Origin of the sequence: Dermacoccus sp. 147Ba (assembly GCF_004151355.1) — a bacterium.
GTDB classification, from domain to species: Bacteria; Actinomycetota; Actinomycetes; order Actinomycetales; family Dermatophilaceae; genus Dermacoccus; species Dermacoccus abyssi.
This window is the reverse complement of record NZ_SEHL01000008.1, coordinates 109,796-134,829: the sequence shown is the minus strand read 5'-3', so window position 1 is coordinate 134,829 and position 25,034 is coordinate 109,796. Positions and strand designations below refer to the sequence as shown.

General features: G+C 69.4%; 24 protein-coding genes and 1 pseudogene. 18 read left to right on the top strand and 7 right to left on the bottom strand.

What is annotated here, in order from left to right; translation table 11 throughout:
• Positions 1-507: 507 nt before the first annotated feature.
• Entirely contained in the window at positions 508-648 is a 141-nt protein-coding gene (locus EVU97_RS15000; RefSeq protein ID WP_165357952.1) for a hypothetical protein, read from the top strand.
• Between the two features lie 66 nt (positions 649-714).
• Positions 715-1,260, top strand: a complete 546-nt coding sequence (locus EVU97_RS11585; protein ID WP_129665959.1) for a VOC family protein — start codon at positions 715-717, stop codon at positions 1,258-1,260.
• Between the two features lie 196 nt (positions 1,261-1,456).
• Here EVU97_RS11585 and EVU97_RS15260 read toward each other — a convergent pair.
• Positions 1,457-2,197 (bottom strand): annotated as a pseudogene (locus EVU97_RS15260) (glycosyltransferase family 87 protein); the annotation flags it as partial.
• A gap of 697 nt (positions 2,198-2,894) precedes the next feature.
• Positions 2,895-3,164: a hypothetical protein gene (locus EVU97_RS11575; RefSeq protein ID WP_129665955.1), complete on the bottom strand. Its 270-nt coding sequence runs from the start codon at positions 3,162-3,164 to the stop codon at positions 2,895-2,897.
• 140 nt (positions 3,165-3,304) lie between these two features.
• Between EVU97_RS11575 and EVU97_RS11570 the strand changes: the two genes are divergently transcribed.
• From EVU97_RS11570 to EVU97_RS11555, 4 genes are all read left to right on the top strand, one after another.
• Complete coding sequence (locus EVU97_RS11570; protein ID WP_165357951.1) at positions 3,305-3,718, top strand: DUF3592 domain-containing protein; 414 nt, start codon at positions 3,305-3,307, stop codon at positions 3,716-3,718.
• Positions 3,718-4,956 (top strand): MFS transporter, encoded by a 1,239-nt coding sequence (locus tag EVU97_RS11565; protein WP_129665951.1) that lies wholly within the window; start codon positions 3,718-3,720, stop codon positions 4,954-4,956. The genes EVU97_RS11570 and EVU97_RS11565 overlap by 1 nt, the downstream gene beginning before the upstream one ends.
• A 105-nt stretch (positions 4,957-5,061) precedes the next feature.
• On the top strand, positions 5,062-5,292 hold the full coding sequence (locus tag EVU97_RS11560) for a hypothetical protein (RefSeq protein ID WP_047310965.1): 231 nt from the start codon (positions 5,062-5,064) through the stop codon (positions 5,290-5,292).
• Positions 5,293-5,313: 21 nt separating this feature from the next.
• Entirely contained in the window at positions 5,314-6,366 is a 1,053-nt protein-coding gene (locus EVU97_RS11555; RefSeq protein ID WP_129665949.1) for a nitronate monooxygenase, read from the top strand.
• 209 nt (positions 6,367-6,575) lie between these two features.
• Here the strand turns inward: EVU97_RS11555 and EVU97_RS11550 are convergent, their stop codons facing one another.
• Positions 6,576-7,463, bottom strand: a complete 888-nt coding sequence (locus tag EVU97_RS11550) for an ArgP/LysG family DNA-binding transcriptional regulator (protein ID WP_129665947.1) — start codon at positions 7,461-7,463, stop codon at positions 6,576-6,578.
• Positions 7,464-7,547: 84 nt separating this feature from the next.
• Here EVU97_RS11550 and EVU97_RS11545 point away from each other — a divergent pair, with 84 nt between their 5' ends.
• The 3 genes from EVU97_RS11545 (at position 7,548) to EVU97_RS11535 (ending at position 10,532) form a co-directional block, all read left to right on the top strand.
• Complete coding sequence (locus EVU97_RS11545; protein ID WP_129665945.1) at positions 7,548-8,147, top strand: LysE/ArgO family amino acid transporter; 600 nt, start codon at positions 7,548-7,550, stop codon at positions 8,145-8,147.
• A gap of 100 nt (positions 8,148-8,247) precedes the next feature.
• On the top strand, positions 8,248-8,838 hold the full coding sequence (locus tag EVU97_RS11540; RefSeq protein ID WP_129665943.1) for a hypothetical protein: 591 nt from the start codon (positions 8,248-8,250) through the stop codon (positions 8,836-8,838).
• 95 nt (positions 8,839-8,933) lie between these two features.
• Positions 8,934-10,532 (top strand): peptide MFS transporter, encoded by a 1,599-nt coding sequence (locus EVU97_RS11535; protein ID WP_129665941.1) that lies wholly within the window; start codon positions 8,934-8,936, stop codon positions 10,530-10,532.
• A gap of 63 nt (positions 10,533-10,595) precedes the next feature.
• Here the strand turns inward: EVU97_RS11535 and thiD are convergent, their stop codons facing one another.
• Genes thiD through thiM form a run of 3 tightly spaced genes read right to left on the bottom strand, consistent with a single transcriptional unit; the run spans position 10,596 to position 12,990 of the window.
• On the bottom strand, positions 10,596-11,405 hold the full coding sequence (thiD, locus tag EVU97_RS11530) for a bifunctional hydroxymethylpyrimidine kinase/phosphomethylpyrimidine kinase (protein ID WP_129665939.1): 810 nt from the start codon (positions 11,403-11,405) through the stop codon (positions 10,596-10,598).
• A complete protein-coding gene (thiE, locus tag EVU97_RS11525) occupies positions 11,402-12,157 on the bottom strand; it encodes a thiamine phosphate synthase (protein ID WP_129665937.1) in 756 nt (251 codons plus the stop codon). The genes thiD and thiE overlap by 4 nt, the downstream gene beginning before the upstream one ends.
• Positions 12,154-12,990, bottom strand: a complete 837-nt coding sequence (thiM, locus tag EVU97_RS11520; RefSeq protein ID WP_129665935.1) for a hydroxyethylthiazole kinase — start codon at positions 12,988-12,990, stop codon at positions 12,154-12,156. The genes thiE and thiM overlap by 4 nt, the downstream gene beginning before the upstream one ends.
• A 210-nt stretch (positions 12,991-13,200) precedes the next feature.
• On the opposite strand from thiM, the gene EVU97_RS11515 reads away from it, so the two are divergent.
• The gene (locus EVU97_RS11515; protein ID WP_129665933.1) at positions 13,201-14,082 is read left to right on the top strand and encodes a Dyp-type peroxidase; all 882 of its coding nucleotides are present in this window, start codon (positions 13,201-13,203) and stop codon (positions 14,080-14,082) included.
• Between the two features lie 126 nt (positions 14,083-14,208).
• Here the strand turns inward: EVU97_RS11515 and EVU97_RS11510 are convergent, their stop codons facing one another.
• On the bottom strand, positions 14,209-15,291 hold the full coding sequence (locus tag EVU97_RS11510) for a CPBP family intramembrane glutamic endopeptidase (protein WP_129665931.1): 1,083 nt from the start codon (positions 15,289-15,291) through the stop codon (positions 14,209-14,211).
• 144 nt (positions 15,292-15,435) lie between these two features.
• On the opposite strand from EVU97_RS11510, the gene EVU97_RS11505 reads away from it, so the two are divergent.
• The 8 genes from EVU97_RS11505 to EVU97_RS11470 all read left to right on the top strand — a co-directional run bounded on the left by EVU97_RS11505 (position 15,436) and on the right by EVU97_RS11470 (position 24,975).
• A complete protein-coding gene (locus EVU97_RS11505) occupies positions 15,436-16,674 on the top strand; it encodes a sensor histidine kinase (RefSeq protein ID WP_165357950.1) in 1,239 nt (412 codons plus the stop codon).
• Positions 16,662-17,411 (top strand): response regulator transcription factor, encoded by a 750-nt coding sequence (locus EVU97_RS11500; RefSeq protein WP_240730215.1) that lies wholly within the window; start codon positions 16,662-16,664, stop codon positions 17,409-17,411. Before EVU97_RS11505 ends, EVU97_RS11500 begins: the two co-directional genes overlap by 13 nt.
• A gap of 139 nt (positions 17,412-17,550) precedes the next feature.
• Positions 17,551-19,131: an SDR family NAD(P)-dependent oxidoreductase gene (locus tag EVU97_RS11495; protein WP_129666021.1), complete on the top strand. Its 1,581-nt coding sequence runs from the start codon at positions 17,551-17,553 to the stop codon at positions 19,129-19,131.
• A 324-nt stretch (positions 19,132-19,455) separates the two neighbouring features.
• Positions 19,456-20,331 carry an SGNH/GDSL hydrolase family protein gene (locus EVU97_RS11490; protein ID WP_165357949.1) on the top strand — a complete coding sequence of 292 codons (876 nt, stop codon included), beginning with the start codon at positions 19,456-19,458 and terminating at the stop codon, positions 20,329-20,331.
• 125 nt (positions 20,332-20,456) lie between these two features.
• Positions 20,457-21,467 carry an LLM class flavin-dependent oxidoreductase gene (locus tag EVU97_RS11485; RefSeq protein WP_370448533.1) on the top strand — a complete coding sequence of 337 codons (1,011 nt, stop codon included), beginning with the start codon at positions 20,457-20,459 and terminating at the stop codon, positions 21,465-21,467.
• Complete coding sequence (locus tag EVU97_RS11480) at positions 21,467-21,973, top strand: low molecular weight protein-tyrosine-phosphatase (protein ID WP_052946920.1); 507 nt, start codon at positions 21,467-21,469, stop codon at positions 21,971-21,973. Before EVU97_RS11485 ends, EVU97_RS11480 begins: the two co-directional genes overlap by 1 nt.
• Before the next feature lie 263 nt (positions 21,974-22,236).
• Positions 22,237-23,001 (top strand): antitoxin, encoded by a 765-nt coding sequence (locus tag EVU97_RS15130; protein ID WP_205744896.1) that lies wholly within the window; start codon positions 22,237-22,239, stop codon positions 22,999-23,001.
• 183 nt (positions 23,002-23,184) lie between these two features.
• Positions 23,185-24,975 carry a DNA integrity scanning protein DisA nucleotide-binding domain protein gene (locus EVU97_RS11470; RefSeq protein ID WP_129665923.1) on the top strand — a complete coding sequence of 597 codons (1,791 nt, stop codon included), beginning with the start codon at positions 23,185-23,187 and terminating at the stop codon, positions 24,973-24,975.
• Positions 24,976-25,034: the final 59 nt, after the last annotated feature.

Sequence of the window (25,034 nt, the reverse complement as noted above, 5' to 3'; positions counted from 1 at the left end):
CGACTCTATCAGCGCCCTAGAATCAGTCATGTCTGCAACCAGGTAGCCTCTGGGCCCCACTAGAGGCCGCTCAAGGTTCGCCAATTCCACCGTTACGTGACCCGCAGCGATCGCGGCTAACCAGAACGCCTCTCGGGGCAATTCTACAGTTCCCGGTGGAAACCTGTCGTCAATCGTTACCACGCGAAGCTTGGACATCAAGAACACCCCTTACTGCTTCCAGTCTTATGCCCGGGTGGGCACTTTCCATTTCTATAGTAATACTTTCCCCCGCGTAGACTCCTTGGCAGACCACGCCATGCGGACCGTTACTCAACCGTTATTCACTCGCTTTGCGAAAGGCCCGACATGCGCCCCACCCTCCACAGGAGCCTCGTCGCACTCACAGCACTCGGCGCCTTCTCCCTCACCACAGCATGCACAAAGGACGAACCCCGCCCCCTTCCCGCTGGCGACCAAAGCGTCTGCAACGCAGCGCACGCAAACAACGCCCGCACCGTCTACAACGTGCGCCACCAACCCACCGACGCCGAACTCAAGAAGCAAGCGAACCGCATCTACCCCGGCAGCAGCGACACCAACGACACCGACGCCATCAAGCAGATCAAGACCCGCTGCAAAAACCTCGGCTACGAATCGCGCGCATAGCTTCAGCCGCCGTCAGGAGGTCCTTCGCGCCCCCCCGGTGCAGCGCCAACCGGTCATGATGAACCCATGACGACGAACATCACGCCCTGCATCTGGCTCGACGGCACCGCTCAGGCCGCGGCAGACCTCTACCTGTCACTCTTCCCCAACGCGAAGCGCACGAGCACCGTCCACTACCCCACGGACGAGGCTGCCCTCGGCCCGAACGCGCACATGGCCGGGCAGGTGCTCATGGAGGAGGTCGAGCTCGACGGCAACCCGTTCACCCTCCTCAACGGAGGGCCGCAGTTCCCGCAAACGGAGGCCGTCAGCTTCCAGATCATGTGCGCCGACCAGGCCGAGGTCGACCACTACTGGAACGGCTTCACCGCGAACGGCGGCGCCGAGAGCCAGTGCGGCTGGTGCAAGGACCCGTTCGGCGTGAGCTGGCAGGTCATCCCCCGCCGCTTCTACGAGCTGATGAGCGACCCGGACCCGCAGGTCGTCACGCGGGTGTCGCAGGCGATGTACTCGATGCGGAAGCTGGACGTCGAGCAACTCGAGCGCGCTGCACGAGGAGCATGCCGGCCCGCACCGTCAACCACACGAGCAGCATGTTGCGCACGAGGATGACGACGCGCGTCGTCAGCGCGAACAGCGTGTGATCGGAGAAGATCCCGTCGAACAGGAACGGGAACTCCAGCTGCGTCAGCACGAGCGTCACCGCGCCGAGCAGGCGCAGGCGGGCGTCGTCGACGAGCACGAGCGCCGGAATGAGCCAGATGAGGTACTGCGGGCTCAGCACCGGACTCGACAGGATGAGCACCGAGATGACGCACGTCATCGTCAGCGCGAGGGTGGTGACGCGCTCGTCACGCCCGGCCCGCCAGCCGAGGGCGAGCAGCGACAGCGCGAGGACGTAGCCGACGTACTGCGTCGGCTTCACCATCCACATGAGCGAGTTCGCGAGTTCGCCCGTGTACTCCCACGAGCCCTGACGCTTCTCCAGCGAGACGGGCGTGGAACCGAAGATCCGCGCGAAACCGAGCCAGGCACCCCACAGCGACTCCACCTCGAAGCCGCGCTGACCCTGCCAGGACAACGGTGACGTGACGCGCTGCGGCCCGGCCAACAGCGCCGTCGTCCCGACCCAGGCGATGCCACCCGCCATCGCGGCGACCATGTGCGTGACGCGGCGGCGCGTGGGGCCGAGCAGGCCGAGGCCGAAGACGGCCGGCCACAGCTTGACGGCCGAGCCCATCGCGACCGCGAGCCCGGAGAGCACCGAGCGGCTGCGCGAATGAGCCGCGCCGTCGTTGAAGACGAGCAGCAGGACGAGCGCGAACGCGGCGTACAGGTCGAAGCGCATGTAGAGCAACGGTCCGAGGAGCCCGACGAACAACGTCCACCGCAGCGCGGCCTCGCGCCCGAAGTGACGGTCGAACAGCCGCGTCGCCACGGCGTCACACGCGATGGCGGTGACGACGAAGAGCGCGACGAAGCCCGCGTACGGCAGGGTGCGCGCGGCGGCCATGATCCACAGCGCCACAGGGAAGGGGTACTCGGCCATCGACGACATGACGTCGGAACGGCCCGCCTGCGCGTAGTAGTAGCGCAGGTCGCCACGCATGCCCGAGTAGAGGGCGCACAGCGCGAGCATGATGACGCGCGTGAGCGGCCAGAGCACGTTGAGGCGGCGGTAGAACGGAAGGGACGCACCGTCGCGGGACACCGGGACGGCGAGCTCGATCACGCGCTCACCTTAGCGGTTGCTCCCTCGGTGTCTCCGGCGGCAGGCCGGGGATTTCGCTCGTGTCGCGCTCGCTGCCGCGCGGGGTGCGGGCAGCGGCGTCAGCGGGCAAAGACCCCAGAAACGTTGGATCCCCCGACTGCCTGGTGCTCTGGGGTCATCAGGTAGCCGGGGGCTAAGAGCAATTATTAGCGGAGACTTCACCTTCTGGAAAGACTTCCAGCAACATTTTTCGCCGGGTGTGACCGATGACGCATCGGACGTCCGACCCAGAGCGCACGAAACCCGCCACGAGGACGGTTCGTGGCGGGTTTCGCGCCGGCGCCCGCGAGTGTCGGGAGCTCGCGGCACCGGGTGAACCGCGCGAGGAGATGAGCGCGCAGGTCACGTGAGCCTGCAACCGGCCCGCTGGGCGCGGATGGCGCGCCGAACACCACGAACGTCGCGCGGCGTGAGGCGCCCAGCGCGGCGTCACGATCTGCGTGAACGGCCGGCCGCAGGAGTCTTCGAGGTGGGCCTACAGGCGCACGAGCTTGCCCTCGCGCACGGCGTAGCGGGCGTTCGACTCGACGGCCAGGTTCGTCGGGGCGGGCTTCACGACCTCGGCGGCGTTGCCGGCGTACCGGATGCCGGTGGCCACACCGGCTGCCGAGGCGTCGGCGGCGCTCATCGTCGAGACGCCCAGGAGGGCAACCGCGGAGCTGACGGCGATGCCGCGGCCGAGGTTCCTGAGCGAGCCGAAGCGGGAGGTGGCGGCCTGGGACGAGGTGTTCTGTGTGGTGTTCATGGCCCTGACTCAACGCCGCGTTGCTATGGGGTTCCTGTGCGACGCGTGTGACACCCCTACGGGGTTTGCGTGCTGCTCGCCCACCGCTGCGCCCACGCCCCGTGACAGCCCGATTGCGCGGTGCTCGTTACGCTCGTCGGGTGAAGAGTGGATTCGTGCCCGTTGCTGCCGCCGTCGTCATACTCGTCTTCGGCCTCGCGCTCGCAGCCGCCCTGCTCAAGGGCATCGTGGGTGCTGTGCGCCGCCGCAGCTGGCCGGTCGTCGACGGTGTCGTCCAGCTCGCCACCGGCGAGGACGGGCGCAAGAACTCCCTCGCACGCATTCGTTACACGGCCCCCGACGGTGGGCGTCACGTCCTGGAGACGAAGACCGGCGGCATGAGCACGAACGGTCGCGACGGCCAGCGGCTGCCGCTGTCGGTCGACCCGAGCGACCCGGCCAACGCTGTGCCCAAGGCCGCCAACGGCACCCTCGCGACCATGGGCTGCATGGTCGTCACGTTGCTGCTCTTCGTCGTCTTCGCGGTGTTCGTGCTCGTGCGCGTGCTCGGCTGATGACGCAGCCCTCCGCCGCCGCGCCGAGCGACGGCGCCTCCCCCAACGCACCGGGGGCCGGCGAGGACGACCGGCTGCGCACGACGCGGCTCTTCCTCCTCGCTGCGGGGCTTTTCGTCTTCCTCACCGCAGAGATGTACCCGGTCGGCGCCATGCCCGACATGACGCGCGACCTCGGCGAATCCGAATCCGCCGTCGGGCGCCTCGTCACCTGGTACGCCATCGGCGTCGGAGTGGCGACGATCCCCGTCGTCATGGCCACACGGGCCCTCTCGCGGCGGCTCGTCATCGTCGGGTCACTGCTCGCACTGTTCGTCTCGATGGCTCTCTCGGCGATCGCCCCGAATCTCCTCGTCGTGACGATCGCGCGACTCATCGGCGCGATCGCACACGGTGGCATCTTCGCCGTCGTGCCGGTTGCTGCCGCGAGCCTGGCCCGCAGGGGCGCGGAGGCGAAAGCCGTCGGTGGCGCGTTCCTCGGTGCGAGCGTCGGCGTCGTGGCCGGTCCGCCGTTCGTCGCCGCCGTGAGCGAGCACGTCGGGTGGCGGTTCGCGAGCGGCGTCATCGCCGTCATCGCGTTGCTCGTCGCGATGGCCAGCCAGCTCAAGCTGCCGCCGCTCGAAGCGCGTTCCGGCGGCGCGTTCTCGCTCCGCATCCCGGCGTCGATGCGCGTGCCGTTCTACACGCTCTGCGGCGTGACGGCCCTCATCGTCACGGCACACAACGCGGCCTGGGCGTTCATCGCCCCGATCCTCGAAGCGCGCGGCATCTCCGGCACCGCGTACGCCGTCGAACTGTTCTGTTACGGGCTGGCCGGCGCTCTCACGACGGCGTTCGCGAGCCGTCACCTCGACGCCCACCCGCGCCGCGTGACGACCATCGCGCTCACCTGCATGATCCTTGCGCTGCTCGCCCTGACGTTCCTGCCCGGCACCGCGACGGGCGCCGTCGCCGCCGTGGTCTGGGGTGGAGCGTTCGGCGTGCTGCCCGTTGCCATGCAGACGCGCGTGCTCGCCACGACACCCGGTCACAACGACGCGGCCACGCCGATCTACGTCGTCGCGTTCCAGATCGGCATCAGCCTCGGTGCGTACATCGGCAGCGTGCTCATCCTGACGATGGCCGCCACGAGGCTGCCGCTGTTCGCCGCCGTCGTCACGGCGTTCGGGCTGCCGTTGCTCGCGTGGGGTATGCGTGATCGTCACGGCTCCGAGGCGAGTACGACCCGCCCCGAGTGACGAAGCTCGTTCACGGGACTACGCACCCCGAGAAACGCTCAGGGAAGTCGCGCTAGGCTCGCCGCAGGACCGTTCGGCGCACCCGCGCCCCGACGAGGAGATGGAATGAAGGACAACACCGGTTTGAGCATCGGCTACCGCATGGGCTGGCGCCTCGAGTACATCGGTGTCTCCGTCTTCGGCCCCGCCCAGCACGTGCCCGCGAGCGACCCGAAGCGTCGCCTGCGCCGCGAGCGCGCCCGCCGCGTCATCGCCGCGCACGAGGCGCGCGGCACCACCGCCCCCGAGTGGGTGCACGAGGTGCTCGCCTCCGGCGGCGACAAGCCGAAGCGCTGACCAACCTGGGACACTGAGGGCATGTTCTCGTTCGAAAGTCTTGAACTGCCCGTCGTGGCAGCGCCCATGGCAGGCGGCCCCACGACCACGGAACTCGTCATCGACGCCTCGAAGGCCGGTGGCTGGGGCGTGCTCGCCGGGGGCAACAAGGACGTCGACACGATGGCCCGCGAGGTGCGCGACGTGCAGGACGCCGGCGTCGCTGCGGGCGTCAACCTCTTCATCCCCGGCCCGCAGAGCACGGACGCCGAGGCGCTCGCCGGGTTGCGCGAGAAGCTCGGCCCCATCGCCAAGAAGTTCGACGTCGAACTCGGCGAACCCTCCTGGGACGACGACGATTACGGTGCCAAGCTCGACTGGCTCGTCACCCACCCCGTCGACGTCGTCACCTTTACCTTCGGCCTGCCGTCGGCCGAGGACGTCACGGCGCTGCGCGGCGTCGGCACGAGCCTCGGCGCGATGGTCACCTCCCCCGAGGACGCCCGCGCCGCCGTCGAGCGCGGCATGGACTTCCTCATCGTTCAGGGCCCCGACGCCGGCGGCCACCAGAGCACGTTCGACCTCTACGCCGAGCCGAGCGACGTCGCCCTGCCGCAGCTCTTCGACGACGTGCGCGGCGCCGTCGACGTACCGCTGCTCGCAGCCGGTGGCATCGCCACGCCCGCCGACACGCAGGCCGCGCTCGATGCCGGCGCCGTCGCCGTCCAGGCCGGAACCGCCTACCTGCGCTCCTCGTCAGCCGGTTCGTCGCTGACGCACCGTTTGGCTCTCGCCTCCGACGATTTCTCCGAGACGGGCCTGACGCGCGCCTTCTCCGGTCGCTACGCCCGGGGTCTCGCCAACGAGTTCATGGCGATGTTCGACGGAATCACCGCCGTCACGCCGGCCGCCTACCCCGAGGTGAACCGCCTGCTCGCCCCGCTGCGCAAAAAGGCCGGGGAGACCGGCGACCCGCAGTGGACGCACCTGTGGGCCGGCGAGGGCTGGCGCCGCAGCGCCGCCGCTATGCCGGGGCGAGTCATCGAAGGCGACGCCGGGCGCATCACGCGCTGGCTGGCCGGTCGCGAGAGCTGACACAGGCGAAGGCCGCGTCCGGTTCGAGGTGGCAACCTCCGGACGCGGCCTCGGCGCGTGTGCTTGGCAACGCATCGACTCAGAGCAGACGGCTCCCCTTCCTCACGGGAGAATGTTCGCGATGAGGTAAGCCTAACCTTTGCTTCGGGGCTTTTGGCAATTAGGGCACGCCGAAGTGTCGTAAATGAGATTTTTCGTGCGCGGTCGGGTCATCGCAGAGCGTGGGCGGCGGACGTCACCTCGTCGCTGAGGCGCGCCAGCGACGGAGCGTCGAGGCGCCAGCACTGCCAGTACAAGGGGACGTCGAGCGGTTCGACGCCGGGCACCGGAATCAGCTCGTCGCGCCCGCCGCCCCTCCCGGCGGGGCCTTCCAGACCCTCGGGGATCATGCCCCACCCGAGGCCCGCACGGACGGCGGCCGAGAAGCCCTCCGCCGACGGCACGACGTGTTCCAACGGAGGCTCGCCGAGCCCCCGGCGCCGTAGCACGCCGCGCTGCAGGTCGTCACGATCGTTGAAGCGCACCGTCGGTACTCGCTTCAGTGAGCGCCCGCACGCCTCCCACTGCGAGCGCCGCACCCGCGCGACGTAGCGCATGACGCCCAGCTCTTGAACCGAACACCCCTGCACCGCCACGTCGCTCGCCGTCACGGCGCCGATGACCGAACCGTCGCGCAACAGTTGGGCGGAGTGGTCCTGATCCTCGACGAAGACACGCAGCCGAGCGTCACCCCATTCGCCGACCGTCTCGAGCACCTCGACGAACCACGTGGCGAGCGAGTCGGCGTTGACGGCGACGGGCAGGTCGACGACGGGGGCACTGACACCGCGCTCGCTGCCGCCGCCCCCGAGCGCCCGGACGAGCTCGGCGTCGAGCAGCGCGCGCTGGCGGCCGGTGCGCAGCACGATCTCGCCCACGGGCGTCGGACGCACCGGCACCGACCGGACGAGAACGATCTGCCCGAGTTCCTGTTCGAGGGCCTTGACCCGCTGTGACACCGCCGACGGCGTGATGCGCAGCACCGCGGCCGCGCCGTCGAAGGTGCCCTCGTCGACGCAGGCGACAAGGGCCTTGAAGTGGTCGTCGCGCACGCGCATGGCCCCACCGTAGATGAAGCACTGCTTAGGTATCTGTAGAAACAAGAACTGTTCTACAGACGGCGCAATTCCTACGCTCGAGCCATGACGCACCTGCTCACCGGCTTCCTCACGGGCCTCGGCCTCATCGTCGCCATCGGCTCCCAGAACGCCTTCGTCCTGCGCCAGGGCCTGCTGCGTCAGCACGTCACCCTCATCGTCGTCGTCTGCGCCCTCGGCGACATCGCGCTCGAACTGGCCGGCGTGCTCGGCATGGGCGCCGTCGTCGAAGCGCACCCGACGGCGATCAAGGCGCTCAAGTGGTTCGGCGCCGCCTACCTCATCTGGTTCGGTATCAACGCCCTGCGCAGCGCCCGCCGGGCCAGCTCGCTCAGCCCGGCCGACGCGCCGCCGGTGTGCCGGCGCACCGCCGTCCTCAACGTGCTCGGCCTGACGTTCCTCAACCCGCACGTCTACCTCGACACCGTCGTCATGATCGGCTCGCTCGCCAATTCGCGTGGCCCCGAAGGACGGTGGTGGTTCTACGCCGGCTCGGTGGCGGCCAGCATCCTGTGGTTCGCGGCACTCGGGTACGGCGCCCGCGCGCTCACCCCGCTCGTGCGCAAGGCACGCACCTGGCAGGTCATCGACACCGTCGTCGGCGTCATGATGTTCGGCTTCGCCGGGATGCTCGTCACCACCTGAGCGCACACACCCCCTCGGGCGGGAGCAGCGCTTCACCCCTGAGGGCCAGATTCCGCGGCTCGACTAGGAGAATCACGCCTCCATCTGTCACGCTGATCAGGTGACCATTTCTGTCTGGTTCGATGGCGACGAAACCCTGTGGGATCGACGGGGATTCATGTTGACCGGTTTGCTCGAGCAGGGGGCTCGGGCTGGGGGACGCTCCGACGAGCGCGAGCCGGAACTCTTTGCCGATGTCCTGCCCACGATGGTGGGCCTCAGCGAGACGGGCACGGTGAACCTCATCGACTACGCCCCGATGCCCGAGGGGCACGAGTGCCTCCTCCCACCGTTCAAGGCCCGCGTCGACGGCCCGCACGCTCCGAGCAACGCCGCACCCGAACTCCACACCACCGAGAACCACCTCAACTGGATCGAGACGCTCGATCGCATCGAGTCCGTGGTCGCCGAGACCGGCAAGCCCGTCGACCACATCGTGCTCATCAGCAACAACGTCGCAGCCTTCGAACTCGCTGCTGAGCGCGGCTGGCTCACGGTGTGGCTCAACCGTGACCGGGTGGCCAACCTCTCCGACGTCATGCCGAGCGCCGAGATCCACTCGCTGCTCGACCTGCCCGAGGTGCTCGAGGCCATCGAGGAAGCCCGCGCCGCCGTGGCCGACCTGGACGCGGAACCGACGGCACCCGCCTGAGCATCGCAAGACTATGATTGCCGGCCGCACCTGCCAGGTGCGGCCGTCGTCATCACCCCGACGACGGTGTCCCCCTACCGAAGGGCGACCCCCTCATGGTCGATTCCTCACGACCACACCAGGACTCACCGGTCGGTGACTCACCGGCGAACGTCACCGACGTCGACCTCGACGATCCCGCACCGCGGGAGGCCATCTCCGGCGGCCGCACCGAGCCGTCGCTGCCCGACCGCGGATTCCTCGGACATCCTGCCGGGCTCGGGACGCTGTTCAACGCCGAGCTGTGGGAGCGCTTCAGCTACTACGGCATGCGCGCGATCCTCGCGTACTACCTCTACGACACCGCCACGAACGGCGGCCTCGGCGTCGAGCAGTCGATCGCCCTCGCCATCGTCGCGACGTACGGCGCCTCCGTGTACCTGCTCAGCGTGCTCGGCGGCTGGCTCGCCGACCGCGTCATCGGAGCGTTCAAGGCGACCCTGTTCGGCGGCATCGTCATCATGGCGGGCCACATCTTCCTCTCCGTGCCCGCCGAGGCGTTCTCGTGGCTCGGCATCGCCGTCGTCGCGCTCGGAACGGGCCTTCAGAAGGCGTCCGTGTCGTCGGTTGTCGGTCAGCTGTACGACCCCCAGGACGGCCGACGCGACTCCGGCTTCTCGATCTTCTACATGTCGATCAACATCGGCTCCTTCTTCTCGCCTTTCGTCGTCACCTTCCTCAAGGACCGATGGGGTTACCACGCCGGCTTCTCCGCCGCGGCCATCGGCATGGCGCTCGGCCTCATCGGCATGTTCCTCTTCCGCAAGAAGCTGCGCGGCGCCGGTTCGCGCCCGACGAACCCGCTGACGCGCGAGGAGATCCCCGGCGTCGTGCGCCTCGTCGGCGGCTCGGCCGTCGTCATCGCCGCCGTGTTCGGCATCAGCTTCGCCTTCTCGGCGGACAACCCGACCGCCATCATCAACGGCGTGACGGCGCTATCGGTCATCACCGCGCTCGGCGTCTTCGTCACGATGTTCAAGAGCCCCAAGGTGACGGCGCGCGAGCGTTCGCACCTGCAGGCGTACGTGCCCCTGTGGATCGGTGCGGTGCTGTTCTGGATGATCTTCGAGCAGGCCGCGAGCAAGATGGCGGCCTTCGCCGCCGATCGCACCGACCTCGGCGAGGTGTTCGGCATCGGTGTGAGCGCCGAGTTCTTCCAGAGCGTCAACCCGCTCTTCATCGTCCTGCTCGCGCCGGTCACGGCCGCGCTGTGGATGAAGCGCGCCGGACGCTTCCCGGGCACCGGCGCGAAGTTCTCCATCGGCGTGCTCCTCGCCGGCCTGTCGTTCGTCCTCCTCGCCTACTACTCGCACCTGTGGCCGAGCGGCCCGACGGCGCCGATGTGGGCGTTGGCGAGCGTCTTCGTCATCCAGACGATCGGTGAGCTGTGCCTGTCGCCCGTCGGCATCTCTGCGACGTCGAAGCTCGCACCCGCGGCGTTCACGACGCAGAGCATGGCGCTGTGGTTCCTCGCGTCCGCGGTCGGCCAGTCCGCCGCCGCGCAGGCGATTCGCCTCATGGAGGGCATGGGCGACACGACGTTCTTCCTCACCCTCGGCCTCATCACGGCCGGATTCTCGCTCGTTCTCATGGCCCTGACGCCGTGGATCGCGCGACACATCAAGGACGTCGACGAGCGCGTCACCACGGCATGACGTGACACGTCCCGTGACGGCACGAACGCCCGGCTCCCTCCTCGGAGTCGGGCGTTCGCCCGTTCACCACCAGGCGTGGAAGTGGTGGACGGGCCCGTGCCCCGTGCCGGCTCCGACATCGAGACGCTCGCTCGCGGCGAGGGCCTGCGTCAGGTAGTCCTTGGCGTCACGGGTCGCTTCCGCCCATCCGTCACGCTGGGGACGCAACGCGGCCATGGCGGCGCTCAGCGTGCAGCCGGTGCCGTGGGTGTTCCGCGTCGCGATGCGCGACGCCGACAGGTGGGTGACGTCGCCGCCGACGAGGAGGACGTCCTCACTCAAATCGCCCGTCCCGTGACCGCCCTTGAGCATGACGCCCGCCCCCAGTTGCGCCAGCCGTGCGGCGAGATCTTCGGTCGGCTCCGGCGGGAGCTCGGGCAGATCGAGCAGGACCGCGGCCTCGGCGAGGTTCGGCGTGATGACGTCCGCCATCGGCACGAGGCGCGAGCGCAGCGCGTCGACGGCGTCCTCGTCGAGCAATCGGTCCCCGCTCGAGGCGACCATGACGGGATCGAGCACGCGCCACGGCACCTCGGGGTGTGCTTCGAGCGCGTCGGCGACGGTCTCGATGACGGCGGCGGAGCCGAGCATCCCGATCTTGACCGCGTCGATGCGCACGTCGGCGAGAAGGTTCTCGATCTGGGTACGCACCTGGTCGGGCGTCAGCAGACCGACGGCCTCCACACCCTGGGTGTTCTGCGCGACGACCGCCGTGACGACGCCGCAGCCGTAGGCGCCCAGGGCACCGAAGGTCTTGAGGTCGGCCATGATGCCGGCCCCGCCACTCGGGTCGGTGCCGGCGATCGACAGCACGTTGGGGATGCGCGTCGTCATGCCGGCTCACCCGCGTCGCGAGCCAGCGCCTCGTCGAGCGCAGCTCGGAGGTCGCGGGTGGCCGAGGCGGGATCGGGCTGGCCGCAGATCGCCGAGACGACAGCAACACCTCGCACACCTTCCCGGACGAGGCCGCCGACGTCTGCCTGCTTGACGCCACCGATGACGACAGCCGGAACACCGCCCGCACGGGCCACTGAGACCAGAGCGCCGACGCCGTCGGCGCCGAGCGGCTCCGGAGCGTTCGGCTTGGTCGGCGTGGCCCGGTAGGGGCCGATGCCGAGCAGGTCGAGCGTGCCGGGCGGCATCGCGTCCGCCGCCCTGATCTCGTCGGCGCGAGAGACCGACCATCCGATGTGGAAGTCGTGGCGCCCGAGGGCCTCGGCGATTCGCCGTGCGGCGACGGGATCGAGATCGCTCTGCCCGAGGTGCACGCCCGCGGCACCCGCCGCGAGCGCCACGTCGAGGCGGTCGTCGATGACGAGCGGTACGCCGGTCGGCTCGAGCGCCTCGACCAGTTCGACTGCCAGTGCGGCCAGTTCGCGTGTCGTGGCGTCGTGGTCACGCAGTTGGACGATGTCCGCGCCGTGCTTCGCGGCGGCGAGTGCCGTCTCGACGACGCCCCGTGGGCCGCCACACAGGTGTGTGTCGGTGACGAGGTAGAGGCGCGGCCGAAGGGAGCGCCGATCGGGCAGAGCCGCCTGCGAGGTCGCGGTCGACGTGGTGGTCGTGGTCGCGGTCCGCGGCGTCATCGCAGGTCCAGGTTCGCGGCGACGGCCTCGGCGTCGACCCGGGCGAGGGCGTCCAGCAACTCGACGGCGAAACTGCCGGGGCCACTGGCCCGGTACGCCGCGTCATCGGCGGCGACGGTGAGGGCCGCGGTGGCGGCTGCAGCCGCGAGGTGCGGCGTTCTGGCCACGGGCAGGTACGCAGCGACCATGGCTCCCAGGGCGCACCCGACGCCAGTCACCTTCGTCATGATCGGGTGGCCGTTCGCGATGCGAAGGGTAGGCGTGTCGGTCGCGACGACGGCGTCCACCTCCCCGCTCACGGCAACCGCTCCCCCGGTGCGAGCGGCCAGTGCGGCCGCCACGTCGAGGGCGGAGTCGACGTCGTCGCCGGCGTCCACGCCGCGCCCCGCGCCCGTCTCGCCGACGAGGCCGAGCACCTCGGAGGCGTTGCCACGCACGACGCTGGGGCGGTGTTCGAGCAGGTCGCGGGCCAGCGCCGTCCGGACGGGGAGAGCACCCACGGCGACCGGATCGAGACACCATGTCCGGCCCGCATCCTCGCGCGCGGCAGCGGTGGCGAGCATCGAGTCGACGGTCATGGCATTGACCGTGCCGACGTTGATGAGCAGGCCGTCGGCGACGCCCGCGAAGATCGGACCCTCCTCGAGCGAATCGACCATGGCGGGTGATGCTCCGACCGCGAGGAGCACGTTCGCCGTGAAACCGGTGACGACCGAGTTCGTCAGGCACTGCGTGAGTGGTGCGGCCACGCGGACGGCGTCGACCACGGCTGCGATCTCGTCGACTTCGGCGCGAGGTCGTGTGGGGGCAGGGGTGTTTCGGGGCGCGATCATCGCGCGTCTCCTTCCTACGCCGGCATTACCCGGATCAGGTGTGCCCACCGATGACGGTGGATCTGGCGGTCGACGCACACTTGGCGTCTCTCAGCTCGAAGGCTCCCGCGGGACGTTCACCAATCTACCGATTCCCCTGGCGCCGCGGGGCTAGGGGGTCGATAGCCTGGAGGCAGACAGGAACACCCCTTCCCAAGGAGTTTGTTGAGCATGCCCCAGGCCCAGATCGGCATCTTCGTCGAAGGTGCGACGTCGAGCGAGTACATCGAGTTCGAGGTCGCGCCCGGTTCGCTCACCTCGCTCCCGCAGCTGCTGCCGCTCTTCGAGGCCGAGCAGGACGACGTGGGCGTCAACTTCGTCGTCGGTGTGCGCCCCTCGCTCATGAAGGAGATCTCGCCGAAGCACACGCCCGAGAACGTGCACGACTTCGCCGATGACGTCGTCGGAGCCGACGGTTACGTCATCCCCGCGACGCAGCGCGACCTCGTCTTCTGGGTGTTCGGCGGTGCGCGCGACAAGGTGTTCGACGCGACGCGTCAGCTGCTTGCCATCGCGCGCGAGGTGGTGCCGGGTATCCGCGTCGTCGACGAGACGGAGGGCTGGGTCTACCAGACGAACCGTGACCTCACGGGGTTCGTCGACGGCACCGAGAACCCCACGACGATCGAGCAGTACGACGAGGCCGTCGTCGCGGACGGCAAGCCCGGCGAGGGCTCGAGCGTGCTGCTGCTGCAGAAGTGGCCGCACAAGCAGAAGGCCTGGGAGTCGCTCTCCACCGAGGAGCAGGAGGGCGTCATCGGCCGTACGAAGGTCGACTCCGTCGAGCTCGAGGACAAGCCGGAGACGAGCCACGCAGAGCGCACCGACCAGGACGACTTCGGCCACATCGTGCGCCGCAACATGCCCTACGGCGATGTCAGCTCGCACGGCACGATGTTCGTCGGGTTCGCGTGCGAGCAGAAGCGTCTGCACGACATGCTCGAGTCGATGGCCGGCGTCGGCGACTACCCGCGCGACGCCCTGACGAAGTACTCGAACGCCGAGACCGGTTCGTACTACGTCATCCCCCCGGTGGACGCGTTCAAGGGCTGACGCTCCGCCGCCACGCATGCCGAGCGGCCGTAGCCAACTTTGACGTTGGCTACGGCCGTTGCGTTTGGTGACGTTGCACCGTCACCAACCGCAGCAAACGTCACCGGCTGGGGACGTGCCTCGGCGTCAGACGGCCCTCGTCAGGGCGGGACGGACGACGGGCTGGAAGCGCGTCAGGCCGTACTCGCGGTCGACGAAGCGGCTCATCCAGACGGTGAGGACGAGCGTGGTGACGGCCGACCAGACGACGGACCACAACTCCGTCTCACCCTGCGCGAGGGCATCCGGGACGAACGGCGTGATGAGCCCGATGAACAGGTTGTTCGACACGTGCAGCAGCACCGGCAGCTCAAGTCCGCCGGACTTCCACGCCAGGTAGGCGGTACACACGGCGAAGAGGGCGATGTCGACGAGACCGACCGCGTCGTACCCGTGCAGCAGGGTGAACAGGGGCGCCGCCACGAGCACGCCCCACACCGGCGAACGCAGCCAGGTTCCGATCATCTGCGGGAGCAGTCCGCGGAAGACGTACTCCTCCGCGGCGGCCTGCAACGGCACGAGAACGACGGCGAAGAGGAGGATCCACAGCGTCGTCGACCGCGTGGTCGTCGTGAGGGTGTCCGCGTCGAAGAGGAAGATCGGCGCGAGGACGGCAACTGCGGAGACGGGCACGACGACGCGGGCTGCGCGCGCCATGAACTCCCAGCGGTAATGGCCGAACACCGAGTGGATCGTGCCGCGTCGACAACCGACGCGGACAGCCACCCACACGACCGGCAGGAAGAGCGCGACGGAGAGGAACCCGTAGAAGAAGTCAGCCGGATTGCGTGAGTCCCCGAGGTCTTCGGTGGGTCGACGCAGTTCCGGGAAGATCGCGTGGACCGCGAAGGCAAGGCCCGTGGCCACGGCTGCGACGACGAGCGTCGTGACGACGAACATGAGCAGCATGGCGAGCGGCCGCCACCACCGCCTGGAACTCGGTGTGACGTGGGCGAGCCGGTGGTAAGGCAGGTTCGCCCAGCGAGGCTCTGTGCTGGAAGCCGCCATGGCCTCGTCGGGAGCATGGGTCGTCGGCAGAACCGGCTGCGCCGGAGCCCCCGCATCGAGGCCGACCGGGCGGACCGGCAGGGTGTTCGTGTGCGGCTCGTCGTGCCCGACGCCCACCGGCGTCGTGTGCTGCGGCTGTGGCCGCGTCTCGTCTCGTTCCATGCCTCAACCCTCGTCGTTCGAGCATGCCCGGCACATCGGCCCAGGGCATGGTCGTCGAGGTTCATTCTTTCGGCTGACGTACCGCGCCAGGGAGCGACCTTCGGCCGATACCGTCATCCCTTCGCGCGTTCCTACGATGGCGGTATGCCACCTTCCGCCGGCACGTCGCTGGCCACCTCGAACAACGAACGCCTCGCCGGCCGGCGGCGCTGGCGTCCGTTCGCGGTGAGCGCGGCCTGTTTCGTCCTCGGCGTCGTGATCTTCGGCATCCAGATCGAAACGCTCGAGGAGGACGGTCTTTCCTCCTACGAGAACGGGCTGCTCCTCTGGGATTTCCTCGTCGGCTTCGTCGCGGTGATCGCTGTGGGCCCGATGTCTCGCGCGGGGCGGTGGAACTACCTGCTCCTGCTCGCCTCCGCCGTCAGCGCGTTCGCAACACCCGCAGCGCTGGTCGCCGTCGTCCGACTCGGTGGGTTGCGCCGTCGCCGGGACGACGTCGCGGTGCTCGCTCTTCTCGTCGCGACGGGTCTTGTCCAGACGGCACTGACCGAGCAGCGGCTGTCCCTCGACTGGTCGACCCTCCTGTGGTCGCTCATCATGGTGCCGATCGGCTACGCCTTCCTCGCCTGGGGCCGTTCGCGGGCCGAGCGGGTGGAGTTGCTCGCGTCGTGGCAGGCGCAGGCCATCGCCGCCCAGCGCGAGCGTGCGGCCATCGAACGCGAACACGCTGCCCTGGCCCGGTCGAAGCAGATCGACGCGGAGCGTGCCCGTTCGGAGGAACGCACCGCCATCGCGCGCGACATGCACGACAGCCTTTCGCACCACCTCTCCCTCATCGCGATGCACGCCGGCGCGCTCGCCTACCGTGAGGACCTCTCGCCGGAGCAGATGCGCGCCACCGCCCGCACCCTGCGCGACGCTGCGGGAACCGCGAACGCCGAACTGCGCGAGGTGCTCTCCGCGTTGCGCAGCCCCGCACCCGATGCGCGGCCCCTCCCGTCGGCGCGTGATGTCCTCACGCTCGTCAAGGACGCTCGTGCGCAGGGCCGCCTCGTCACCGTCAATTTCGAGGGCATCGAGGAAACCGACCTCGGGACGCTGACCGGCACCAACGGCGCGGCAGTGCACCGCATCGTCAGTGAACTCGTCGTCAACGCGGGCAAACACGCTCCCGACGCTCCGCTCGCGCTCACGTTCCGCCGTGACGAGGACGCGTTGGTCGTCGTGAGCACCAACCCCACGGCTGCGTCGTCGGAGGCCCTGAGCACCGGTCTCGGACTCGTCGGGGTGGGCGAGCGGGTGCGTCTGCTCGGTGGCACGATGAACCGACGCGAGACACCCGGCTACTTCACTGTGGAGGTGCGCATTCCGTGGCGCAGCTGACCGACCCCGACGCCCGCGTTCGCGTGCTCGTCGCCGACGACGAGAACCTCATGCGCGCCGGGCTGCGGCTCATGATCGACGGCGCTCGCGGCATCGAGGTCGTGGGCGAAGCGGCCGACGGTGCCGAAGCCGTCACGCTCACGCGTGAACTCGACCCGGACGTCGTCCTCATGGACGTTCGCATGCCGCGTATGAACGGGCTCGACGCCACCCGGGCGCTCGCCGACGAAGGGGCACGGGCGCGCGTCGTCGTCCTCACCGCGTTCGACACCGACGACTACCTGCTCGACGCGCTGCGCGGCGGGGCGGTGTCGTTCCTGCTCAAGGACTCTCCCCCGGAGGCCGTCGTCGAAGCCGTGCTCGACGCAGCCCGAGGTGGCGCTCGGTTCTCGCCGTCGGTGCTGGCGCGGCTCGTGCGGTTGGCTGCGGGCCGGCCCGCGGGTGCTGCTTCTGCGCCGAGTGACGACATCGGGCTCGGCGGCGGTTCGGTAGGTGAATCAGGCCCCGGAGCGCCGTCAGCGGTGCCATCGCCTCCGGCAGCGCCGGCCGGCGTCACGGAGCGCGAGTGGGAGGTGGCCCAGCTCATCGCCCAGGGCCTGACGAACGCCGAAATCGCGCAGCAGCTCTATCTCAGCATGCCGACCATCAAGACCCACACGAGCCGACTGTTCGACAAGCTCGGTGTGACGAACCGCGTCCAGTTGGCCATCCGGGTGCTCGAGCTGTCCGAAACGTAGCCAACCTCGACGTTGGCCACGTTTCTCGCGGTTGGTGACGGTGCAACGTAGCCAACCGCAACGAACGTCACCGGCTGAGTCCACCGCTGGGGTGGCCCCTCACCACCCCGCCTACACTTGCCGGGTGGATTCGGACGACATGGCAGCCCCTGAGCACGTGCACGAAGAGGCGCTGACGCCCGAGCAGGAGCAGCTGTTCGCCGAGACCGCGATCGACGCCCACGAGATGGCGACGACGTTGCGCGTCCTCGGCATGCTGCACGAACTACCGGCGGGCCACCCCGACATCCAGCGGGTCAAGCGCGCCACCGGCACGATGTACAAGCGGGTACGCAAGGCGCGGCGCAACGAAGCGCGCGAGGCCGAGCTCGGGCCGTTGCGCGCGCACGACACGAAGGTGCTCGAGTCCACGGCTACCGGTTCGCCGCTTCGGATCGACGACGAGACGAAGGGCATCCCCCTGACGTCGAGCACGGTCGGCGACATCGCGGGCGAATTGCACACGCCGCGCGGTTGCTACATCTGCCACGAGAAGTACACGACCGTTGACGCGTTCTACCACTGGCTCTGCCCGAAGTGCGCGGCGATGAGCCACGCCAAGCGTCACCAGCGCGTCGACCTCACGGGCAAGCGCGCGCTGCTGACGGGCGGGCGCGCCAAGATCGGCATGTACATCGCACTCATGCTGCTGCGTGACGGCGCGCACCTGACGATCACGACGCGCTTCCCGCGTGACGCGGCCCGCCGGTTCGCGGAGCTCGCCGACTCGCCGGAGTGGATCGACCGGCTCAAGATCGTCGGCATCGACCTGCGCGACCCGACGCAGGTCATCGCCCTGGCCGACGAGGTGGCCGAGGCGGGGCCGCTCGACATTCTCATCAACAACGCGGCGCAGACGGTGCGGCGCACGCCCGGGGCGTACTCGAACCTCGTCGCGGGTGAGGAGCTGCCGCTGCCGCGCGACATCGCGTTGCCGCAGATCGTGCAGTTCGATCGCATCAGCGACGCGCACCCGGCCAACCTCGCGGGCACGCTCGCGGCGCACAAGCACACGCATGCCGCGGACGACGAGAACCATGACGAGGCGGGAGCCCGGGCGTCCGAGCTTGAGGCGCAGTCGGCGGCGGCGATGACGTCGCTCGCCCTGTCTGCCGGGCACGCGAGTCTCGATGCGTACCAGGCGGGTACGGCCGTCGACGCGGGCGGGTTGTTGCCGGACACGCAACGCATCAACAGCTGGAAGCAGAAGGTCGAGGAGGTCGACCCGCTCGAGCTTCTCGAGGTGCAGCTGTGCAACTCGACGGCGCCCTTCCTGCTCGTGAGCCGGCTGCGGCCGTCGATGCGTCAGGCGGTGAAGAACGGTGCGCGGCGGGCGTACGTCGTCAACGTCTCGGCGATGGAGGGGCAGTTCTCGCGCCGCTACAAGGGGCCCGGACACCCGCACACGAACATGGCGAAGGCGGCGCTCAACATGATGACGCGCACGTCGGCGGGCGAGATGTTCACGACCGACAAGATCCTCATGACGGCGGTCGACACGGGCTGGATCACCGACGAGCGCCCGCACCACGAGAAGCTGCGCATCGCTGAGGAGGGCTGGCACGCGCCGCTCGACCTCGTCGACGGCGCCGCCCGCGTCTACGACCCGATCGTCATGGGCGAGAACGGCGTCGACCAGTACGGCATCTTCCTCAAGGACTTCGCCGAGCACCCTTGGTGACGCCGACGTGCGGCCGGACTCCATCGGCTGGCTTCGTGACGCTGCCATCGGCTCATGGGGCGATCTGTGTCAGATCAGACGGTCGCCAGATCATTTCTAAGTGAGCGGTCCCAAGCAGTCTTTGTAACTCTAGGGCCCTAAAGTCACAAAGACTGGCGGCGGTTCGAGTCGCAGAGCCCCCTAGCCCGGGCAACGTCGCCGCGACGCGTGCGCGGCACTCATCGGGTGAGGTAGCTCACCCGCAGGTCACAGCGACCTAACGGTTGGGTGAACGAGTCGCGTCGGCGTGGCGTCATCTTCGTGAAATCGGCAACCATGGGCGCCATGCGTGACCTCTTAGCCGAACGCCGCTCGTCCGGGGTCGCCCGCGCCGTCCGCCGCGTCCGCTCGAAGGTCTCCTCCCGAGCACCCGGGTGCTCGCTGCCGACGCTTCTTCTGCGCGCGCCCGCGCTCATCGTCCAGGGGCGACGTGTGCGTCACGACATCGCCCGGCTGCCCAGCGCCACCGCGCGTGAGGGCGTGGCCAGTACCGTGCCGAACGGCTCCCACTTCGAGCCCGAGGACGACCATCACCTCGTCGTGCTCGGCGACAGCGTGGCCGACGGCGTCGGCATCGAACACCACCGCGACAGCATCGCCGGGCGTCTCGCCTGCCGCATGTCCGAGCGCTTCGAACACCCCGTCGCCTGGCACGTCATCGCTCGCTCCGGCGCCGACGCCCACGACGTCAGCCTCCTCGCCGGCACCGACGCAGTCCGCAGCGAACTCGCGCGCGCCGACGCGGTGGTCGTCAGCGTCGGCGTCAACGACGTCAAGAACCTACGCACCGAGGACGCCTGGCGCACCAGTCTGCGCACACTGCTCGACACGATCACCGAGGTGAATCCGCTCGTGCAGGTCGTCCTGCTCGGCGTGCCGCCGATCCAGGAGTTCCCCGCGATGCCGACGTTCCTCGGCCACACCCTCGGCAGCCGCGCCCTGCGCTTCGACGCCGTCGCGGCTAACGTCGTCGCCACCTACCCGAACGTGCAGCACTACCTGCTCACAGAATCGGGGCTGCTCGAGCAGGACAAGGCCTTCGCCGAGGACGGCTTCCACCCCTCGGCCTGGCTGCACCGCAAGCTGGCCAAACGCCTCGACGCCCTCATCGCCGAACCCAAGCGACCCACCGACACGCACCTGCTCACCGAAGCGAGCTGAGCCGCCGGGGAATGCCGGCCCCGACGCCGGGCGTTGACCCGAATGTGAGTGACAACGGCGCATCCCACCCGACCGACCCGACGACCCGCGCGAGCTCCTCGCCGGACGACACCACGATCGAGACCGTGTCGTTCGCCAAGAAGGCCAGCGACATCCCCCTGTCGATCCTCGACCTCGCCCAGGTGGGCGGCGGCCAGAGCGTCGGCGACGCCATCAACGCGAGCGTCGAACTCGCCCAGGCGGCTGAGGCGACGGGCCGTTTCGAGCGCATCTGGTTCGCCGAGCACCACAACATGAAACACATCGCGTCCGCGGCGACGTCGGTGCTGCTCGCGCACGTCGCGGCGCGCACGAACACGATCCGTGTCGGCTCCGGTGGCGTCATGCTCCCGAACCACTCCCCGCTCGTCATCGCCGAGCAGTTCGGCACCCTCGCCGAACTGCACCCGGGCCGCATCGACCTCGGCCTCGGACGGGCGCCCGGCACCGACCAGCGGACCTGGCAGGCCCTGCGACGCGACCCGCACGCCAGCGACCGCTTCCCCCAGGACGTCGTCGAACTCCAGGGCCTGCTCTCCGACGAGAGCCCCCTCGCCGGCATCGAGGCCGTGCCCGGCCAGGGCACCCACGTGCCTCTCTACATCCTCGGCTCGAGCATGTTCGGTGCCAAGCTCGCCGCCGCTCTCGGCCTGCCGTACGCCTTCGCGAGCCACTTCGCGCCCGACGCGCTGCAGGCCGCGGTTTACGCCTACCGCACCGAGTTCCGCCCCTCCGAGCAACTGGCCGAGCCGCACGTCATCGCGGCCCTCAACGTCGTGGCGGCCGAGACCGACGACGCCGCGGCGACGATGTACGAGGACGTCCTGCGCGCCCGCGTTCGCTCCCTTGCCACCCGCTTCGGCGCTGCCGACCGCCGCCTCAGCGACGACGAGATCGAGATGCTTCTCGACTCCCCCGCCGGCCAGCAGGCCAAGCACATGCTCACGTACACCGCCATCGGCGGGCCCGAGCGCGTCGGCGCCTACCTCGAACAGTTCGCCGAGCACGCTATGGCCGACGAGCTCATGATGACGAACGCAGCCCGCGGCCTCGAGGCCCAGAAGCGCGCTCTCGAGATCGTCGCCAGCGTTCGATGATGCCTGGAAAACGCGACACCGGCACCGCGGCGCCCATTCGGAGGGTGGTGTTCGTCTGCTGGGGGAACATCTGCCGCTCGCCTATGGCCGAGCGCGTCGCGGCGACCTACTTCGCCGAACACGGCCTCGGCGACGTCGAGCTGACGAGCGCCGCGACGTCCACCGAGGAGATCGGCAACCCGATCGACCCTCGCGCCGTCACCGAACTGAAGAAGGCCGGCTACGACGCCGACGATCACAGCGCGCACCAGATCACGCGCGACGAGATCGACGAGAACGACCTCGTCGTCGCCATGGAGGACATCCACCTCGACCGGATGCGCGACATCTACGGCGGGGACCTGCCTGACCACGTCGTCCTCCTCACCGACTACGACCCCGAGGCCGAGCCCGGCGACGGCGTGCCCGACCCCTGGTACGGCGGTCAGGACGGCTTCGTCACGACGCTCGCGACGATGGAGCGGGCCATGCCCGCCCTCGCCGACGCGGTGCGCGAACTCGACTGACGCTGCTGCCCGCCCCTGGCGCCCCCGATGCGGGTGGCTCGGGCCGTCATCGCCGCGGGCGTCGGCCCGACGAATGCACCGAGCCATCGACCAGTCGAGATCCGTTGCAGGCGGCGCCGGCAGCGACCTGCGTCGGCTGGTGTCGGCGCGTCGTCCGTCCGGCCCGGCATCCCGGCGAATTGCCTCTGGTGCCCGGAACATCCGCGTGGCAGGGTTCGTTGTGAAGGGTAGATCCGTTCCATCGAAACCCCAGGGAGACGACCATGGGATTCACCGACAAGCTCAAGGCCAAGGCAGCCGAGCTCGGACTCGACGAGAAGGCTCAGCTCGCCAAGAAGAAGGCGGCCGCAGCCGCTGACGGCAACCGCGGCAAGATCGCCGACGCCGTGCAGAAGGCCGGCGCCACCGTCAACGACAAGACCGGCGGCAAGTACGCCGACAAGGTCGCCAAGGCGCAGAATGCCGCCATGACCGGCGTCGACAAGGTGTCTGCCACGGGCGCCGCCACCGGCGCTGCAGGCACGACGACCGGTGACTTCGGCGACACGGCGGTCGGCAGCGAAGAGGCCATCGACCGCGCCATCGGACAGGACGGCCTGCAGACGGCCGACGACCAGTTCGGCGGCGAGAGCGCCGTCGATCGTGCGGTCGGCGCCGACGCACCGACGAGCTCGCTCGACCCGAACACCGCCTACTCCGTCGACGACAACGAGCCTGTCACGGACCCGGAGATCAACTCCGTCCACGGCGAGGCCGACGGTCTCGGCGAGAACCGCACCACCACCGACGGTTTCGGTGACGACGCCGGCGCGCGCGACGTGCGCAACGCCGACATCGACAACGCAGCCGTGACCGATCCCGAGATCAATTCCGTGAACGGCGACTTCGGTGACGACGCGGACACGGGCGAGGCACTGGCCGACCCGGAGGTCACCGCCCTCAGCGGCGAGGCCGAGCAGGAGAACGCGGTGCGCCGCGTCGGTGACGGCCTCCCGGAGGACGGTCCCCACGGCGACACGCTGCGCTGACCGCACGCACGACGACTGACGCTGCGCGCGTCCCGGGTTCGCCTGGGACGCGCGCAGTTTCGGTTCTTCGCACCTGGTAGCCGCGAGCCGGGGGCCGTTCTCTGACCGATGCCGGAGCCCACCGGGATCCACCGCGTGGGACGCGGGTCTTCGCACCGAAATCGGCGTGCGAAAATGCCTGCCATGGAAGCAGTTCGGGGTGGTGCTGCGTCCCTGTGGGGTGATCAGGGCGAGCTTCGGTGGTCGATGGAACGACTCGCCGACGAAGCGCTCGACCGCGCAGGCGTCGAACTCGACCCACGTGGCTTCCTCATCGGCTTCCCCGTCGACGGCAGCGACGCCGTCCTCATCGAGCCCGAGCGCAACGCGTTCGACGTCGAACCGCTCGCCGGACTTCTCGGCCGCGCCGACGCGCTCTTCGAGGAGCAGCGCCGAACGACCTGCCCGGTCTCCTGCCCCGAGGCCCGTTCGGTGGCGGCCGGGGTGCCCCACGCCGCCGACGAGGAATGGCATCCCGAGCACTACCTCACCGCGCTGCGCGAGGGCTGCCACCGTCAGGTTCTCCTCGAAGCACTCGAGGCCGCAGCGCGATTCGACGACCGCCGACTCTTCGTCGGGATGAGCGTCATCGTCGACGCCCACCGCGTCTTCCCCGTGCTCGCCGTGCTGAGCGAACCGTGGGCCGAACTGCCGAAGCTCTCGACAACCACGATCGACGGTTTCGACGCCGCAGCGTGCTTCCCCGAGGCCGTCATCGACGACGTGCTGCGCGCTGCCAGCCACGAACTCGACCGCAAACACCCGGTCTCCCTCATCGGCATCGACGCAGGTGCCGTGCTGCGTTCTGCCGCAGACACCTTCGTCAACGGGTGCGCGTCGCGCGCGGGGCAGGAGTTCGCCCTCGGCCTGCGTGACGCCCTCGACGCCGTGTCGGCACAGACCTACGAGGGGCGCGCCAGCCTCGGCACCCTCGTGCTCGCCCAACCCGGCCACGGGGCCGTTCGCTGCGATGTCGCGTTCGAGCACGAGGTGGCCGTGTCCGTGCCCCGCGCCTTCCGCAAGGCCCTCGAAATGACGGGCCCGGGCCTCGAGCTCCTGTGCGACGGGCGCAACGTGTACGGCCTCGGCACCCTCGTAGACTCCTACGACCCGGCCGACGAGCGCTGCTTCACCGTGCGTGTCGTCGGTAACGGCTCGTGGGAGTTGTGGCACGCGACGACGCCGTTCCTTCGCGTCGACAACGGCCAGCCCACGCTGCCTCGCGACCTCGTCGACGCCGACACGTTCGTGCACACCGTGCGGCGCGTCTTCCCCGAGGCCACCGACCAGCACGCGAACATCCTGTGGGACATGGCCCAGGCCTGCATCCGTCAGCAGCACGGCACGATGCTCGTCGTCCACCCCGATGCTCGCGCCGAGGGCGAACGCCTTCTCCCGCAGGCGTACACGGTGGAGCCGACCCGCCTCGGGCCCAACGCCTTCCACGCGCTGACCAAGATCGACGGCGCCGTCCTCGTCAGCCCGGAGGGCCACTGCCACGCCGTCGGCGTCATCCTCGACGGCGCGGCCACGGGCACCGGCGACATCTCGCGCGGGGCCCGGTACAACTCGGCGATCCGCTACCTCGCAGGGCGTGGCAAGGGCTCGATGGTCATCATCGTGAGCGAGGACGGACGCATCGACATCCTGCCGCAGCTCGCGCGCCGCATGCGCCGTTCGACCGTCGAACGCGTCGTGCAGCAGCTCGTCACGGCAGCCCACGAGGGGCACGACTACGAGAAGGTGGCCCGCCTCGACGCACGCGCCACCCAGCTCGAGTTCTACCTCGACGCCGAGCAGTGCGAGGCCGTCAACGACGCACGCGAGACCGTCGAGCAGCGACGGTGGGCCGAGGAGCGCGTGCGCATGCAGGTCGTTCCCATCGCGCCGCACCCTGCGATGGACGACTCCTACTTCGTCACCCCGGAGCAGTAGCCCGCGAGCCCGCGCCCACCGCGAGGAACCTTCCCATCGGCACCGCGATGGAGGGCGGA